At 75.2% G+C, this 15,404-nt stretch carries 14 protein-coding genes and 1 pseudogene; 6 read left to right on the top strand and 9 right to left on the bottom strand.

Annotated elements, in window-relative coordinates; all coding sequences use genetic code 11:
• Nucleotides 1-6: 6 nt before the first annotated feature.
• Nucleotides 7-696: an MtrAB system response regulator MtrA gene (gene mtrA, locus GA0070215_RS21985; protein ID WP_013284210.1), complete on the bottom strand. Its 690-nt coding sequence runs from the start codon at nt 694-696 to the stop codon at nt 7-9.
• A gap of 214 nt (nt 697-910) precedes the next feature.
• On the opposite strand from mtrA, the gene GA0070215_RS21990 reads away from it, so the two are divergent.
• Genes GA0070215_RS21990 through GA0070215_RS22010 form a run of 5 tightly spaced genes read left to right on the top strand, consistent with a single transcriptional unit; the run spans nt 911 to nt 5,955 of the window.
• Entirely contained in the window at nt 911-1,756 is an 846-nt protein-coding gene (locus GA0070215_RS21990) for a hypothetical protein (RefSeq protein ID WP_091049257.1), read from the top strand.
• A complete protein-coding gene (locus GA0070215_RS21995; protein WP_091049260.1) occupies nt 1,753-2,379 on the top strand; it encodes a DUF4129 domain-containing protein in 627 nt (208 codons plus the stop codon). Before GA0070215_RS21990 ends, GA0070215_RS21995 begins: the two co-directional genes overlap by 4 nt.
• Nucleotides 2,376-3,674 carry a DUF4350 domain-containing protein gene (locus GA0070215_RS22000; protein ID WP_091049265.1) on the top strand — a complete coding sequence of 433 codons (1,299 nt, stop codon included), beginning with the start codon at nt 2,376-2,378 and terminating at the stop codon, nt 3,672-3,674. The genes GA0070215_RS21995 and GA0070215_RS22000 overlap by 4 nt, the downstream gene beginning before the upstream one ends.
• Entirely contained in the window at nt 3,671-4,648 is a 978-nt protein-coding gene (locus GA0070215_RS22005) for an AAA family ATPase (protein ID WP_018787582.1), read from the top strand. The genes GA0070215_RS22000 and GA0070215_RS22005 overlap by 4 nt, the downstream gene beginning before the upstream one ends.
• Nucleotides 4,645-5,955 (top strand): DUF58 domain-containing protein, encoded by a 1,311-nt coding sequence (locus GA0070215_RS22010; RefSeq protein ID WP_091049269.1) that lies wholly within the window; start codon nt 4,645-4,647, stop codon nt 5,953-5,955. The genes GA0070215_RS22005 and GA0070215_RS22010 overlap by 4 nt, the downstream gene beginning before the upstream one ends.
• Here GA0070215_RS22010 and GA0070215_RS22015 read toward each other — a convergent pair.
• Nucleotides 5,933-6,886, bottom strand: coding sequence for a stage II sporulation protein M (locus tag GA0070215_RS22015; protein ID WP_091049284.1), 954 nt, complete (start codon nt 6,884-6,886; stop codon nt 5,933-5,935). The two genes, GA0070215_RS22010 and GA0070215_RS22015, sit on opposite strands and share 23 nt — an antisense overlap.
• A 41-nt stretch (nt 6,887-6,927) precedes the next feature.
• Here GA0070215_RS22015 and GA0070215_RS22020 point away from each other — a divergent pair, with 41 nt between their 5' ends.
• Nucleotides 6,928-7,896: an RDD family protein gene (locus GA0070215_RS22020; RefSeq protein WP_244167091.1), complete on the top strand. Its 969-nt coding sequence runs from the start codon at nt 6,928-6,930 to the stop codon at nt 7,894-7,896.
• Between the two features lie 115 nt (nt 7,897-8,011).
• Here GA0070215_RS22020 and ahcY read toward each other — a convergent pair whose 3' ends face one another.
• The 7 genes and pseudogenes from ahcY to GA0070215_RS22055 all read right to left on the bottom strand — a co-directional run bounded on the left by ahcY (nt 8,012) and on the right by GA0070215_RS22055 (nt 15,403).
• Complete coding sequence (gene ahcY / locus GA0070215_RS22025; protein WP_091049293.1) at nt 8,012-9,529, bottom strand: adenosylhomocysteinase; 1,518 nt, start codon at nt 9,527-9,529, stop codon at nt 8,012-8,014.
• Nucleotides 9,530-9,817: 288 nt separating this feature from the next.
• Complete coding sequence (gene manA, locus GA0070215_RS22030; RefSeq protein ID WP_091049297.1) at nt 9,818-10,978, bottom strand: mannose-6-phosphate isomerase, class I; 1,161 nt, start codon at nt 10,976-10,978, stop codon at nt 9,818-9,820.
• Nucleotides 10,979-10,981: 3 nt separating this feature from the next.
• Nucleotides 10,982-12,004 (bottom strand): cation diffusion facilitator family transporter, encoded by a 1,023-nt coding sequence (locus GA0070215_RS22035; RefSeq protein WP_091049300.1) that lies wholly within the window; start codon nt 12,002-12,004, stop codon nt 10,982-10,984.
• A 28-nt stretch (nt 12,005-12,032) separates the two neighbouring features.
• Nucleotides 12,033-13,229 carry an SIS domain-containing protein gene (locus GA0070215_RS22040; RefSeq protein ID WP_026268416.1) on the bottom strand — a complete coding sequence of 399 codons (1,197 nt, stop codon included), beginning with the start codon at nt 13,227-13,229 and terminating at the stop codon, nt 12,033-12,035.
• Complete coding sequence (locus GA0070215_RS22045) at nt 13,226-13,432, bottom strand: Trm112 family protein (RefSeq protein WP_018787574.1); 207 nt, start codon at nt 13,430-13,432, stop codon at nt 13,226-13,228. Before GA0070215_RS22045 ends, GA0070215_RS22040 begins: the two co-directional genes overlap by 4 nt.
• A gap of 199 nt (nt 13,433-13,631) precedes the next feature.
• Entirely contained in the window at nt 13,632-14,582 is a 951-nt protein-coding gene (locus tag GA0070215_RS22050; RefSeq protein ID WP_091049434.1) for a hypothetical protein, read from the bottom strand.
• A 105-nt stretch (nt 14,583-14,687) separates the two neighbouring features.
• Nucleotides 14,688-15,403 (bottom strand): annotated as a pseudogene (locus tag GA0070215_RS22055) (endonuclease V).
• Between the last annotated feature and the right edge of the window lies 1 nt (nt 15,404).

Consider the following 15,404-nt stretch of genomic DNA (forward strand, 5'->3'; position numbering starts at 1 on the left):
ACCAGGCTATCCGGTCCCCGCCTTGTAGCCCACGCCCCGCACGGTGAGGATGATTTCGGGTCGCTCCGGATCCGGCTCGATCTTGGCGCGCAGCCGCTGCACGTGCACGTTGACCAGGCGGGTGTCCGCCGCGTGGCGGTAGCCCCAGACCTGCTCCAGCAGCACCTCGCGGGTGAAGACCTGACGCGGCTTGCGGGCGAGCGCGACCAGCAGGTCGAACTCCAGCGGCGTCAGCTTCACCTCCTCGCCGTCGCGGCTGACCGTGTGGGCCGGCACGTCGATGGTGATCTGGTTGCCGGGCGGGCCGATGGTCAGCATCTCCGGCGCCACGTCCTCACCCCGGCGCAGCCGGGCCCGCATCCGGGCCACCAGTTCCTTGGGCTTGAACGGCTTGACCACGTAGTCGTCGGCGCCGGACTCCAGCCCGAGCACCACGTCGACGGTGTCGCTCTTGGCGGTCAGCATCACGATCGGCACGCCTGACTCGCCCCGGATGGCGCGGGCCACGTCGATGCCGCTCATGCCCGGCAGCATCAGGTCGAGCAGGACGATGTCGGGTCGGTTGTCGCGGAACGCGGCCAGCGCCCGTTCGCCGTCCGCGACGAAGGACGGCACGAAGCCCTCGCTGCGCAGCACGATGCCGAGCATCTCGGCGAGGGCGGGGTCGTCGTCGACCACGAGTACCCGGGCTCTCATGGGGTTTATCGTTCCATCCCCGTTCGTCTGGAGTGTTCGGCGTCTCCACGGCACCGTAGCGCCGAGCGGCCCCGTGCACCACAGCAGTCGGCGTGGCCGCCCAGCGTGGCGCGCCGGGCCGGACGGGTCCACCGGATGCGGACCCGCCGTGCAACCATGATCCCCCGGGCGCCGCCCCGCCCGCCACCTCCGCTCGCCCCGCCCAGGAGTACGCGTGCCCGACGCCGGCCCGACCGCGGTGCTGCCGCGCCGTCCGCTGACCGTCGGCGAGCTGCTCGACGCGGCCGTGCTGCTGCTGCGCGACCAGGCTCGGGTGCTCGTCCCGCTCGCCCTGCTGCTGGCCCTCGCCGAGCAGGCGGTGCTCCACCCGCTGCGCACGCTCGCCGGGGCCGGGCCGCCGGCCTGGTGGCCGGCGGAGTTCGGCGACACCCTGCCCGAGTACTGGCTGCTGCTGGCCGTCGGCGCGGGCACCGAGGCCGCGATCATCGCGCTGCTCGGCGCCCCGGCCGCGCGCGGTGCCGGAGCGGCGCTGCTGGGGCGCCGCCCCGCACCGTCGGAGCTGCTGCGCGGCGCCCGGCTCGGCGTGGCACTGCCGGCTGCCGTGCTGGTCGGGCTGACCGTCACCGCCGCCGGGCTGACCGGGCCGGGCTGGTTCCCGGCGTACGCGCTGCTCGGCCTGGTGGTCCCGGTGCTCGTGCTGGACGGGGTGCCCGCGCACCTGGCGCCCGGGCGGGCGGTACGCCTGGCCGGCCGGCTCAGCGCGCGGGCCGCCGCGATCCGCCTGCTGGGCTACCTGGGCTGGTGGCTGATCCGGCTCGGCATCGGGCTGGGTGCCTACCACGGCCTCACCATGCTGGGCCTGTTCGACGTCTCCGCCTGGGCGCTACCGGTGACGACCGTCGCGTTCACCGCGGTGAACGCGCTGGCGTACCCGGCGCTCGCCTGCCTGGACGCGGTGCTGCACCTGGAGGCCCGGATCCGCACCGAAGGGCTGGACATCCGGCTCTCCCGCGCGCCGGCCGGTGTGCCCGAGCCGGCCCTGCTGGCGGCGCACCGGTGAGCCGGTGGTGGACCGAGACGGTCGCGGCCCTCGGTGACGTGGTGCCGCTACCGCTGGCCGTGCTGATCCTGCTGGCGGTCGCGCTGCTGGTGGCACTGGGCTGGTATTTCTTCCCCGCCTGGATACCCCGCCGGTTACCCCGGCTCGGTCCTCCCCGGTGGCGGCGCCCCCGGCTGCCCCGGTTCCGGCTGCCCCGGTTCCGGCTGCCCCGGTTCCGGCTGCCCCGGCTCCGGCGGCGCGCCCGTCGGCCGCGCACCGATCCGCCGCCCGTGCGCCTGCCCGCGCCCCGGCTGCCGGAACCGGCGGCGGCCGGGCTCGGGCCGGCCGACCGGCTGGCGGCCGAGGGCCGGTACGCCGAGGCGGTCCGGGAACGGCTGCGCGACATGGTCCGGCTCCTGGTCGTCCGGCACGTCGTGGAGCCCCGCCCCGGGCTCACCGTCGTCGAGCTGACCGAGGCGGCGGCCCGCACCCGGCCGCAGGTCCGGCCGACGCTGCACGCGGCCGGGGCGATCTTCTCCGACCTCTGGTACGCGCAGCGCCCCGCGACCGCCGAGCACGACCGGCGGATGCGTGAACTCGCCACCGACCTGAGTCGCGAGCTGACCGGGGAGGAGCCGCGGTGACCGCCACCGTCGTACCGGAGACCGCGACGTCGGCCACGTCGGCGCCGCGCCGGCGACGGTACCGGCTGCTCGTCCCGCTCGGGCTTGCCGTGCTGCTGCTCGTGACCACGTTCGTGCTGCGCGCGGTCGACCGGCCCGACGCGGACGAGCCCGGGTTCCTGTCCCCGGTCGCCACCGACGACGACGGCGCGAGCCGGCTCGCCGAGGCCCTGCGGACGCAGGGCGTCCCGCTGCGCCGGGAGACGGCGTTCGAGGCGGCGCTGCGTACCGCCCGGGCGGAGCCGAGCACGCTGTTCGTGCCCGCGCCCGCTCTGGTGCACCCGGACCTGCTCGACGACCTCACCACCCTGCCGCCGGGGAGCCGGTTGGTGCTGGTCGAGCCGTCCCGGCGGGTGCTCGCCGAACTGGAGGCCCCGGTCGAACCGGCCGGCGGGCGCTGGGCCGCCCGCGCGGTGCCCCCTGACGCCGGCGGCACGCCGTGCCGGCTGCCCGAGGCGGTCCGGGCCGGCCCGGCCGCGATCGACCTCCAGCGGTACGCCGGACCGGCCGAGGTGGACAGCTGCTACGGCGGCGCGCTGCTGCGCGTCCCCGGCCGGGTCGAGGTGGTGCTGGCCGGCGCCAGCGACCCGTTCCGCAACGACCGGATCGGCGAGTGGGGCAACGAGGCGCTCGCGACCGGCCTGCTCGGCGGCGAGCGCCCGCTGGTCTGGCTCGACCTGCCCGAGCCGGCGCCGGCCCCGACCGGGCCGAGCTGGTCCCCGGAACCGGTCACCGGAGAACCCGCCCCGGCCGGGAGCGGCAGGGCGGATCGGCCCAACCCGCCCGAGGCCGCCGACCCGCCGCGGGAGAACCCGCTCTGGGGTGCCTTCCCGCAGTGGTTCTGGGCCCTTCTGGTGCAGCTCGCCCTGGCCGGCCTGCTCGTGGTGCTGTGGCGGGCGCGCCGGCTCGGGCCGCCGGTGTCGGAGCCGCTGCCGGTGACCGTCCGGTCGGCCGAGACGGTGCGCGGCCGGGCGCGGCTCTACCGCCGGGCGGGCGCCCGGGACACCGTGGCCGGGACGCTGCGCGCCGCCGCGCTGGACCGGCTGACCACCCGGCTCAACCTGCCCCCTGACACGCCCGACGACGAGGTGGCCGCCCGGGTCGCCGAGCGGGCCGGCACCGACCCGGACCGGGTGGCCGACCTGCTCTACGGCCCCGCCCCGGAGAAGGACCGCGAGCTGCTGGAGCTGGCCCGCGAACTGGACGCCCTGACCCGTACCCTGGCCCCGCATCCGAGCGAAGGAGACCTCCGGTGACCGGACCCGTCACGACCACCGCCCCGTCCGGCGCCCGCGCCGCCCTGCACCGGCTGCGCGCCGAGGTGGCAAAGGCCGTCGTCGGGCAGGACGCCGTGGTCACCGGCCTGGTGATCGCGTTGCTCTGCCGGGGGCACGTGCTGCTGGAGGGCGTACCGGGGGTGGCCAAGACGCTGCTGGTCCGGACGCTTGCCGCCGCGCTCGACCTGGACGCCAAGCGGGTGCAGTTCACCCCCGACCTGATGCCCGGCGACGTCACCGGCTCGCTGATCTTCGACCAGCGCACCGCCGCGTTCACGTTCCGGGAGGGGCCGGTCTTCACCAACCTGCTGCTCGCCGACGAGATCAACCGCACCCCGCCCAAGACGCAGTCGGCGCTGCTGGAGGTGATGGAGGAGCGGCAGGTCTCCGTCGACGGCGAGCGCCGCCCGCTGCCCGATCCGTTCATCGTCGTGGCCACCCAGAATCCGGTCGAGTACGAGGGCACCTACCCGCTGCCCGAGGCGCAGCTCGACCGCTTCCTGCTCAAGCTGACCGTGCCGCTGCCGGAGCGCGAGGCGGAGCTGGGCGTCCTGCGCGCGCACCACGCCGGCTTCGACCCGCGCGACCTGCGTGCCGCGGGCGTACGCCCGGTGGCCGACGCGTCGGACCTGGCGGCCGCCCGGGCCGAGGTGCGGATGGTGCACGTGGCCGAGCCGGTGCTCGGCTACATCGTGGACCTGTGCCGGGGCACCCGGTCCGCCCCGGCGCTGGAGCTGGGCGCGTCCCCCCGGGGCGCCACCGCGCTGCTGAACGCCGCCAAGGCGTGGTCCTGGCTGGCCGGTCGCGACCACGTCACCCCGGACGACGTCAAGGCGGTCGCCCGGCCCACGCTGCGGCACCGGCTGCGCCCGCGTCCGGAGGCGGAGCTGGAGGGCGTGACTGCGGACGCCGTGCTGGACTCGGTGCTGGCCACCGTGCCGACGCCGCGATGACCTGGCGGGCGGGTCTGCTGCTCGGCGCGGGCGCGCTGACCCTGCCGGCCTGGCCGGCGCCGTTCCTCGGCGTCGCCGTGCTGACCTCGGCGGTGCTGCTGCTGGTGCTGCTCGACCGGGCGATGGCGGTCCCGCCGGACGCGCTCACGGTGACCCGGTCCGGGGAGCGGACGGTCCGCCTCGGCGGCACCGCCACCGTCACGCTGCACCTGGCCAACCCCACCGATCGCACGCTCCGCGCCCAGGTACGCGACGCCTGGGTGCCGTCGGCCGGGGCGCACCCCGACGTGCCGCCGGACCGCCTGCTCACCGTGCCGCCCGGTGGCACCGCCACACTGCCGGTCCGGCTCACCCCGACCCGGCGCGGCGACCGGCCGGCGGTGGAGCTGACCGTACGCTCGCTGGGGCCGATGCGCCTGGGCGCCCGGCAACGCGCCGGAGCACCCGCCACGCCACGGTGGACGCTGCGGGTGCTGCCGCGCTTCGACTCCCGCCGACACCTACCGGAGAAGCTGGCCCGGCTGCGGGTCATCGACGGCGTCCAGGTGACCCGGGGGCGCGGTCACGGCACCGAGTTCGACACGCTGCGCGAGTACGCGGTGGGCGACGACGTCCGTTCGATCGACTGGCGGGGCAGCGCCCGCCGCGCCGACGTGCTGGTGCGCACCTGGCGCCCGGAGCGGGACCGGCGGCTGGTCTGTGTCCTGGACACCGGCCGCACGTCCGCGGTGCGCCTCGGCGACGAGCCCCGGCTGGACACCGCCATCGACGCGGCGCTGCTGCTCACCGCGCTCGCCGCCCGGGCCGGTGACCGGGTGGACCTGCTGGCGGCGGACACCGAGATCCGGGCCCGGGTGACCGGCAGTGGTCGTCCGGCGCTGCTCGCCCGGCTGGTCGACGCGGTGGCGCCGTTGCAGCCCGCGCTGGCCGAGACCGACTTCGAGCTGATCGCCGCCGAGGTGCTGCGCCGGGAGCGGCAGCGCAGCCTGGTGGTGCTGTTCACCGCTCTGGAGGCGGGCGCGATCGGCGACGGGCTGCTGCCGGTGCTGCCCCGGCTGGCGACCCGGCACCGGGTGGTGCTGGCCGCGGCCGGCGACCCGGTGCTGAACCGGCTCGCCACCGCCACCCCGGCCGGCCCGGACGACCCGTACGCGGCCGCGTCGGCGTGGCGGGCGCTGGCCGAGCGGGACCGGGTACGCGCCGCGCTGTCGCGCTACGGCGTGACAGTGGTGGACGTTCCGGGGCACCGGCTGGCCCCGGCCGTGGCCGACACCTATCTGCGGCTCAAGTCCCTCGGCCGGCTCTGACCGCTCGCCGGCCCAGCACCAGCGCGTACGCCAGGAACGCCAGCCACACCGCGGCGCCGGCGGCCACCCGCAGCGGGACCGGCACGGGCGCCGGGGTCACGAACGCCTCGATCAGCGCGGAGACCGCGAAGATGCCGACCAGACCGGCCGCGACCACGACGGCGAGCCGTCCCGCCTCGGCGAGCGCCCGGCCCCGCCCGAGGTGCGCGGGCGGGGCGATCCAGGCCCAGGCGGTCCGCAGTCCGACCCCGGCGGCGACGAAGATGCCGGTCAGCTCCAGCAGCCCGTGCGGCGTGATCAGGCCGAAGAAGACGTCCGCCCGGCCGTAGGAGATCATCACGCCGCCGACCACGCCGATGTTGAGCGCGTTCTGCCACAGCAGCCAGAGCACCGGCACCACGAGCACGCCGGCGGCCAGGCACTGGGCGGCCAGCCAGGCGTTGTGCGTCCACAGGTGGAAGGCGAACGTGGGCGCGGCGAACTCGGTGTAGTAGCCGGCGAAACCGGAGTCCACGAGTTGCCGCGCCGCCTCGGGGCCGACGAACGCGGCGGCGGTGTCCGGGTTGCCGGCGACGAACCAGATGAGGAAGGCGGTCAGGCCGCTGAACGTCGTGGCCACGCCGCACCACCAGGGCCAGGCCCGGTAGAGGGCGGCGGGCAGGTCGGCGGCCAGGAACCGGCCCACCGCCGCCCAGGACGGCCGGGGGCGGCCGGTGACCCGGGCGCGGGCCGCGAGGACCAGGTGGGACAGGCGGTTCACCAGCGCCGGCTCGGGTGCCCGGGCGCGCAGCGCGGAGAGATGCGTGGCGCTGCGCTGGTAGAGCGCCACCAGTTCGTCGACCTCGGCCGCGTCGAGGCGACGCCGGCCGGTCAGGTGTTCCAGCCGCCGCCATTCGGCGCCGTGCTCGGCCACGTACGCGTCGAGATCCACTCATCCTCCCCCGTTCGGCGTCCATGGTGTTCACTGTCGGGGTGCGCGCGCAACCTACCCCACCGCCCCGTTGGGCCGACGCCGGTCTGGTCAGCGGCGAGGCGGTGGAGCTGGACGTCCGGGTGGCCCGGCTGGGCTCCCGGGTGCTCGCCCTGCTGATCGACGCGGTGATCCAGCTCGTGCTGTTCCTGCTGCTCGGCGCGGTCCTGGCGATGGTGGCGCTCGCTCTGCTGGGCGACGTCCTCGACGCCGCGCTGGCCCGCGCGCTCCAGATCGTGCTGCTGGTGCTGGTCCTGCTCGGTTATCCGGTGGCGATGGAACGCTTCGCCGGTGGCCGGACGGTGGGCAAACTGGTCGTGGGGCTGCGGGTGGTGCGGGCCGACGGCGGGCCGGTGGGTGTCGGCCAGTCGCTGACCCGGGCGCTCGTGGGCGTCGCGGTGGAGTGGCCCGGGCTGGTGCTGCCGCTGCTGAGCTGGTTCGCGAGCGTCACGGTGATGCTCACCGATCCGCGTGGCCGGCGCCTGGGCGATCTGGTCGCCGGCACGCTCGTGGTGCACAGCCGCGGCGCCGCGCTGTGGCGGCCGCTGCCGCCGGCTCCGCTGCCGCTGCTGGCCTGGGCGGCCACGCTCGACCTGACCCGGTTCGACGACGGGCTGGCGCTGGCCGCCCGCCAGTACCTGGATCGGCTGCCCCAGCTCGCCGAGCCGGACCGTTCCCGGCTGGGCCGGGCGTTGTGGGTGGAGGTCGCGGCGGTCACCTCGCCGCCTCCACCGTGGTCCGCGCCGGACTGGGTCTACCTGTCCGCCGTGCTGGCCGAGCGGGGGCGCCGGGCCGCGCGCCGGCTGGGCCGCGCCCGGGCGGTCACCGCCGCGCTCTGGCCGGAGCTGGTCCCGCCCCCGGCCGCCGTGCCGCACGCCGCCGCGCCGGCCGCCCTTCGTCCCGCCGCACCGGCCACCGGCCGGTTGCGGTCCGCCGTGCCGGACCCGGGCGCCGATCCGGTACGCCGCTGAGCCGGGCTCAGCCGAACAGCCCCCGCCCCTACCAGTGCGCGGCGGCGCGTACGCGAAGAGGGACCGGGGACGGCCGCGCGGCGGCCGACCCCGGTCCCTTCCGGGAGCGTGGGACTCAGTAGCGGTAGTGGTCCGACTTGAACGGGCCCTCCGGGGAGACGCCCAGGTAGGCGGCCTGCTCCTTGGTCAGCGTGGTCAGCTTCGCGCCGAGCGCGTCCAGGTGCAGCCGGGCGACCTTCTCGTCCAGGTGCTTGGGCAGCACGTAGACGCCGATCGGGTACTCGTCGGTCTTGGTGAACAGCTCGATCTGGGCGATCGTCTGGTTGGCGAACGAGTTCGACATCACGAAGCTCGGGTGGCCGGTGGCGTTGCCCAGGTTCAGCAGGCGGCCCTCGGAGAGCACGATGATCGCGTGGCCGTCGTCGAAGCGCCACACGTCGACCTGCGGCTTGATGTTCTCCCGGGTCACGTCGCTGCGCTTGGCCAGGCCGGCCATGTCGATCTCGTTGTCGAAGTGGCCGATGTTGCCCACGATGGCCTGGTGCTTCATCCGGGCCATGTGCTCGTTGGTGATGACGTCGAAGCAGCCGGTCGCGGTGATGAAGATGTCGGCCTGCTCCACCACGTCGTCGAGCGTGGCGACCTGGTAGCCGTCCATCGCCGCCTGGAGCGCGCAGATCGGGTCGACCTCGGTCACCACGACCCGGGCACCCTGGCCGCGCAGCGACTCGGCACAGCCCTTGCCCACGTCGCCGTAGCCCATGACCACGGCCATCTTGCCGCCGATCAGCACGTCGGTGGCGCGGTTGATGCCGTCGATGAGCGAGTGGCGGCAGCCGTACTTGTTGTCGAACTTGCTCTTGGTCACCGAGTCGTTGACGTTGATGGCCGGGAAGAGCAGCGTGCCGGCGCGGTGCATCTCGTAGAGCCGGTGCACACCGGTGGTGGTCTCCTCGGTCACACCCTTGATCCCGGCGGCGATCCGGGTCCACCGCTGACCGTCGGAGGCCAGCGAACGGTGCAGCAGTTCGAGGATGACCGCGTACTCCTCGGAGTCGGCCGACTCGACCGGCGGCACGACGCCGGCCTTCTCGAACTCGGCGCCCTTGTGGACGAGCAGGGTGGCGTCGCCGCCGTCGTCGAGGATCATGTTCGGGCCACCGCCGGCCTCGCCAGTTGAGCCGTCGGGCCACGTCAGCGCCATTTCGGTGCACCACCAGTATTCCGGCAGGGTCTCGCCCTTCCAGGCGTAGACCGGCACGCCGGCCGGCGCCTCCGGGGTGCCCTCGGGGCCGACCACGATCGCCGCGGCGGCGTGGTCCTGGGTGGAGAAGATGTTGCAGGACGCCCACCGGACCTGCGCGCCGAGCGCGACCAGGGTCTCGATCAGGACGGCGGTCTGGACGGTCATGTGCAGCGAACCGGTGATGCGGGCGCCGGCCAGCGGCTGGGCCTCGGCGAACTCACGCCGGATCGCCATCAGGCCGGGCATCTCGTGCTCGGCGAGCCGGATCTCCTTGCGCCCGAACGCGGCGAGCGACAGATCCGCCACCTTGTAGTCGCCCTCGGCGAGGGTGCTCGGCCGGGCCTGCGACGACGCGCCGCTGGAGGCCGCCGGGAGGGTGCTGGTCATGGAAGCTCCTGTCGAACGATGGTGGTGCGCAGCCTTCCACCTTACGCTCGCGGGCCACTCGACCCGTGCCCGGTTGGCCGACCGCGCAATCGGCCGGTCGGCGGACAGCGCACGGGGCGGTCGGTGGTGAGCGGACTTTCCACTCACGGCCCGGCCGCCCCGCGCATCCCCCCGGTTTGGTTCCCCCGCACGTCACCGGACCTTCGTCGCGACAACGTTGCGTACCCACAGAGTCACACCACCCAGCGTGACCGTCAAGTCATTTCGGGAAAGTCGGACTTGCGCGGATCAGTGCATGCCGCAAGTGGCGACGAACGCCTCGCCCGCCCCGGCCACCGTCAACGGGCCACCGGCCGCCGCACCGATCGCGGCCTGACCCGCGTCCAGCGTCACCACGCCCACACCGTCGTCCACTGACAGCTTCCCGGACCGGCACAGCACCACCCGCGGCCCGGGCAGCGTCAGCCGCACCCCGGGCGACCCGGCGGCCACCTCGACCCGGTGCAGTGCGAAGTCCTCCACCGGCACCGGCCAGGTCAGCACACCCGGCTCCACCTGCTCCGGCCCCAGCACCGGCTCGGTCAGCACCTCGAACCGGAGCACCCGCAGCAGCTCGTCCACGTCGACCCGCTTCGCGGTGAGCCCGCCGCGCAGCACGTTGTCACTGGCCGCCATGATCTCGACGCCGGTGCCACGCAGGTAGGCGTGCAGGTTCCCGGCCGGCATCCAGATACCCTCGCCGGGCGCCAGCCGGACGTGGTGCAGCAGCAACGCCACCACCACGCCCGGGTCGTCCGGGTAGCCGGCCGCCAGCGTGCGGACCAGCCCGGCGTCCGCCGAGTCCGGCCCGGCCTCCGCCGCCGCCAGCACGGCCGCCACCAGCCCGGCCCGCTCCGCCCGGGGCCAGCTCAGCAGCAGGCGTACCGCCTCCCGCAGCCCCGCCGGCCCGTCACGCAACGCCGCCACCACAGGCTCCAGCGCGGGTACGCCGAACGCGGCGATCGCCGCCGCCGACTCCCCCGGGTCGCGGAAGCCGCACAGCGCCTCGAACTCCGAAAGCGCCACCAGCAGCTCCGGCTTGTGGTACGGGTCGACGTAGTTGACCCGTCCGACGTCGGCGGCGTGCCCGGCGCGGGCCTGCTCGGCGTCCGGATGCGCCTGGAGGCTCAGCGGTGTGTCGGCGGCGAGCACCTTCAGCAGGAACGGCAGCCGGGTGCCGAACCGGCCGACCAGCCGCTCACCCAACCAGTGGCCCGGCTCGGCCACCAGCAGCTCGGTGAGACTGACCGGCCGGCCGTCGCGCTGCACGGTGGCCGGGGCGCCCGGGTGGGCGCCCAGCCACAGCTCCGCCTCCGGCCCGTCGCTCGGCACCGGCCGCCCCTGCAACTCGGCGATCGCGGTACGCGAGCCCCAGGCGTAGTCCCGGATCCGGCCCTGCAACAACTCCATCAGTCAGCTCCCGGGTCGCCCGGCCACCTCGCCGGCCGGATGCGCCTCGCCGGTGGTCGCGGCCTCCCGCACGGCGGTGTCCGCCGCCTGCCCGGTGCCCGCCCGCTCCGCCTCCGCCGAGTAGATGTCCGGCTCCAGATAGATCACCCGGGCGCTGGGGACCTCGCTGCGGATCCGCGCCTCGACCGCGTTGATGTCGCGGGCCAGATCCTGGGCGGTCTCCCAGGCCGGCACCGCGATCTTCGCGGCCACCATCAGCTCCTCCGGGCCGAGGTAGAGCGTCTTCATGTGGATGATCCGCTCCACCTCGGGGCCGCTCGTCACGGCCTGCTCGATCTTGGTCAGCTCGCCCTGCTCGGCACCCTCACCGAGCAACAGGCTCTTGGTCTCGATCGCCAGCGTGATCGCGATGACCACGAGCAGGACGCCGATCATCGCGGTGCCCGCCGCGTCCCACAGGCCGTTGCCGGTGATCAGCGTCATGCCGACGCCGAACAACGCGAAGACCAGACCAACGAGCGCGCCCAGGTCCTCCAGCAGCACCACCGGCAGCTCCGGGGCCTTGGCCCGGCGGATGAACCGCACCCAGGTCTGGTTGCCCCGGACCAGGTTGGACTCCTTGATCGCGGTACGGAAGGAGAAGCTCTCCATCACGATCGCCGCGACCAGCACCGCCACCGGCACCCACTGCCAGCTCTCGATCGGGTGCGGGTCGGAGGCCTTGTGGTACGCCTCGTAGAGCGCGAACAGGCCACCGAGGCTGAACAACACGATCGCCACGATGAACGCGTAGATGTAGCGCTCCCGGCCGTACCCGAACGGGTGCTGCGGCGTGGCCTGCCGCTTGGCCCGCCGGCCGCCGAGCAGCAGCAGGCCCTGGTTGCCCGAGTCGGCCACCGAGTGGATCGACTCGGCGAGCATCGACGACGAGCCGGTGAGGGCGAACGCGATGAACTTGGTGACGGCGATGCCGAGGTTCGCCGCCAGCGCGGCGACGATCGCCTTCGTGCCCCCGTTCGCGCTCATTCCCCGCCTCGCTCGATGCCCCGTGCGCTCACTGGTTCGCCAGCTCCTTCATCTCCGTGATGGCCGGTACCGCCATCGGATCCAGCCCGTGTGCCAGGGCCAGGTAGATCGAGGCGAAGTCGGGGACCGCGACCAGCGACGCGAGCCGCTCCAGCGCGGAGCCGCCCTCGGCGGTCACCACGTCGCAGCGCACCCCCCGCCGCTCGGCGAGCGTCTGCACCGCGTCCGCGCGGCGCTCCTCGACCGCCAGCGGCTCGTCGGTGTCGTCGTCGGCGTTGAGCCCGCCGTCGCGCAGCAGCACCAGCCGCAGCCGGGTGCCGTCGGACTCGTCGTCGCCCGGGTCGGCGAAGATGTCCCGCTGGCCCTCGGCCAGGCCACCGAACACCCCGTCGAGCAGCCCGACGCGGCCCCGGCCCGCCTCGCCCAGCGCACCGGCGACCACCGGGTAGCGGGCGTTGGCGGACAGCGTGTCGCCGAACCGCCGGGCGGCCACGGTGGCCAGCGGGGACGAGCCCCACACGATCGGGATCGAACCGGCCAGGCCCAGGGCCAGCGACTTCGCCGGGTTGACGAAGGACTCGGCGGTCGGCCGGCATCGATCGGCGTCGGCGTCCAGCCGGGCCGCCGTCTCCGCCAGATCCGCCTCGTTGACCTTCACGAGCCCGAGGGCACGGGCGGCCAGCAGAACCGGCACGGTGAGCGCCCAGAGGCTGGCCCGGGCCGGCGCGCGCCGGGGTACCGGGATGAACGGCGCGCGGGCCCGCTCGGCCACCGACTGGAGCTGCGAGTCGGGCGCGCCGACCGCGACCAGCCGGGCACCGCGCCGGTGCGCCGCCTCGGCCGCGCCCAGCGCCTCCGGGCTGCGGCCGGACGCGCTCACCGCGATGACCACGTCCGCCGCGCCCACCCAGCCCGGCACGCCGGCGCTGCGGTGCGGGATGACCGGCACCGGGCAGCGCGGCCCGGCGACTGTCGCCAGCACGTCACCGGTACGCCCGGCGGTGCCGATGCCGGCGATGACCACCGCGCGGGGTCGCCCGTCGTCGGCGAGCACCGACAGGTTCGCCTCGGCGGTCAGCGCCGCCGACTCGCGCACCTGGGCGCCCGCGGACGCGGTGAACCGGAGCATGCCGCCCGGATCCCGCTCGGAGAGCTGCGCCGCGTCGTCCAGCAGAGCCTCGTCGGCGTGCCGGTGGCCGCTGACCCCGGCCGTACCCTCCATCACCGCGACGACCCGCCCCGCGCCTCGTCGGCGGCGGGTCCACCGCGCGCCTCGTCCAGCAGGAGCACCGGAACGTCGTCCCGGACCTCGAAGATGCGACCGCACTCGGCGCAGGTGAGCGTCTGCGCCTGCGCGTCGTAGTCGAGCGGGGCGTGGTGCGTGTCCGGGCAGGCGAGGATGTCGAGCAACTGCGGATCCAGGGCCACGGCGCGGCTCCTTCCACGTATGCGGTCTCACCGGCCGGCGGTGCCGGTCGGCGCACGCGATCTTATCGGCCGGGCGGCCCCGGCACCGGGCCCCGTTCGGCCCCGGTGTTCCGTCCTCCGCCCGGACGGGTGACAAGCGTCGGGCAACGGTGCGAACACCCACCGTCACGGTAACCCCGGGAGCGGGTCGGGTTCCGGCTCAGTCCGGCAAGCGGGGCAACACGCTCGTCGCGTCCCCACCCGCCGGGGGCGGTGACGCCGGGGCGGGCGCGGGCGCGCCGTACACGTTGCCGGGCGGGCGGGGCGGCGTCGCGCCCCCGTACACCGTGGGGGCCGGTCCGGGCGTGCCGGACCGGTAGGTGGTGGTGCTGCGCGGCAGCGGGACCGGCGGGGGGCCGGCGTCCGGGCCGTCGCCGGTGCGGTCGGCGCGGTTGCGGCGCAGCAGCAGGACGATGAGAGCGGCGCCGGCGAGCACCAGTCCGATACCGAACCACATGATCATGGAACCTCCGAACGACGAGTCGTCGGCCGCGGCGGTGGGCGGGGCGACGGCGGCGGCCACCGGCGACGTGTCGGTCGCCTCAGCCGCCGTGGTCTCGCTCGCGCTGGGCGTCGGCGAGGGCTTGCGGGACGGGCTGGGACTCGGGGTGCGCGGGGCGCCCACCAGCCGGGCCGACCCATCGGCCCGGCCGAGCACCTCCCCGTTCGCCGCGCTCGCCTCACCGGCCAGCTCCAGCTTCCCGCCGACGGTGCCGGCCAGGAAGGTCACCTGGTAGCGCACGGTGACGCCCTTGCCCTTGCACAGCGGCCGGTCGACCGGCGCGACCGTGGCGGTGGCGAGGGCGCCGCCGTCGCCGGAGACCTGCACCGGAACCCATCGGCCCCCGGATGCCACCTGCACCCGCACCTGATCCGCCCGCAGGCCCTCCAACCGGAGCCCGACAGCGGTACGCAACTGCACGCAGCCGTCCGTGCGCTTGCGCACCTCGACCGCCACCGTGCCCGGCGGACCGCCGGCGGTGAAGCTGTTCGCCGACCGCAGTCCCACCCGGTCGTCCCGCGCCGACGCCGGTGCCGCCGGGACGGCGATCAGGCCACCCAGCAACGCGCCGACCATGGCCCACCGCGCCGCGTGCCGCCTCAACGACATCTCCACCTCACCATTGCGTCCGGACCGGATCCGCCGGTCAGGTTACTACCGGCCACTCGGGGCACCCGCGCATCGAGCACGCCACATGTGCGCCGTGCCACGCGATCACCGCCCGCCCAGGTAACCGCCCGATGCGCCTGCCTCGGCGAGGGCCCGCCGGCAGAGCCGGTCAGCCGTCCGGGGTGGTCTCCAGCAGCCGGTACCGGGGCGTCAGTGCCAGTACCCGGTCCACCGCGTCGCCCAACCCCATCCGGTGCCCGACGCTCACGAAGACCGGCCGGACACCGTCCTGGGTCCGCAGCACCCGCCCGACCAGCTCGCCCCTGTCACGCAGGTCGGCGCTGTCACCCCGGGCCGGGCCCGGTCCACGTGCCGACGAGCGGCGTCTTGCCCACCCCGATCGTGGGCAGCCCGGTCACCAGGCCCAGGTGACAGGCCAGCCCGAACCGGCGCGGATGCGCCAGCCCGTGCCCGTCGCAGACCAGCAGCTCAGGACGGGTGGTGAGCCGGTCCAGCGCCGCCAGCAACGCCGGCATCTCGCGGAACGCGAACAGCCCCGGCACGTACGGGAAGGCGGGCCGCCCCACGCACACCGCCTCGTCGACCACGTCGAGGGTGGCCGCGTCCAGGACCGTGACGGCCGCCGCGAGCAGGTCACCGTCCTGCCCGTACGCCACGTCCAGCCCGGCCACCGTCGCGGGCGCGGCGGGACCGGGCCCGACCAGGTCCACCCGGGACCGCAACTCCTCCTGTACGCGTCGCGCCTCCGCCACGTCCGCGGGCGGCACATAGGGCACGGGTGAGTCTTGCGGGGAGGGCATG

It is taken from the genome of Micromonospora marina, assembly GCF_900091565.1.
In the GTDB taxonomy this organism is placed as follows: domain Bacteria; phylum Actinomycetota; class Actinomycetes; order Mycobacteriales; family Micromonosporaceae; genus Micromonospora; species Micromonospora marina.

Excerpts from the sequence above, each read along its gene's own strand:
- GA0070215_RS22050 (WP_091049434.1), bottom strand. The coding sequence starts at position 14,582 with ATGTCGTTGAGGCGGCACGCGGCGCGGTGGGCCATGGTCGGCGCGTTG.
- GA0070215_RS22035 (WP_091049300.1), bottom strand. The coding sequence starts at position 12,004 with ATGAGCGCGAACGGGGGCACGAAGGCGATCGTCGCCGCGCTGGCGGCG.
- GA0070215_RS22010 (WP_091049269.1), top strand. The coding sequence starts at position 4,645 with ATGACCTGGCGGGCGGGTCTGCTGCTCGGCGCGGGCGCGCTGACCCTG.
- mtrA (WP_013284210.1), bottom strand. The coding sequence starts at position 696 with ATGAGAGCCCGGGTACTCGTGGTCGACGACGACCCCGCCCTCGCCGAG.
- manA (WP_091049297.1), bottom strand. The coding sequence starts at position 10,978 with ATGGAGTTGTTGCAGGGCCGGATCCGGGACTACGCCTGGGGCTCGCGT.
- ahcY (WP_091049293.1), bottom strand. The coding sequence starts at position 9,529 with ATGACCAGCACCCTCCCGGCGGCCTCCAGCGGCGCGTCGTCGCAGGCC.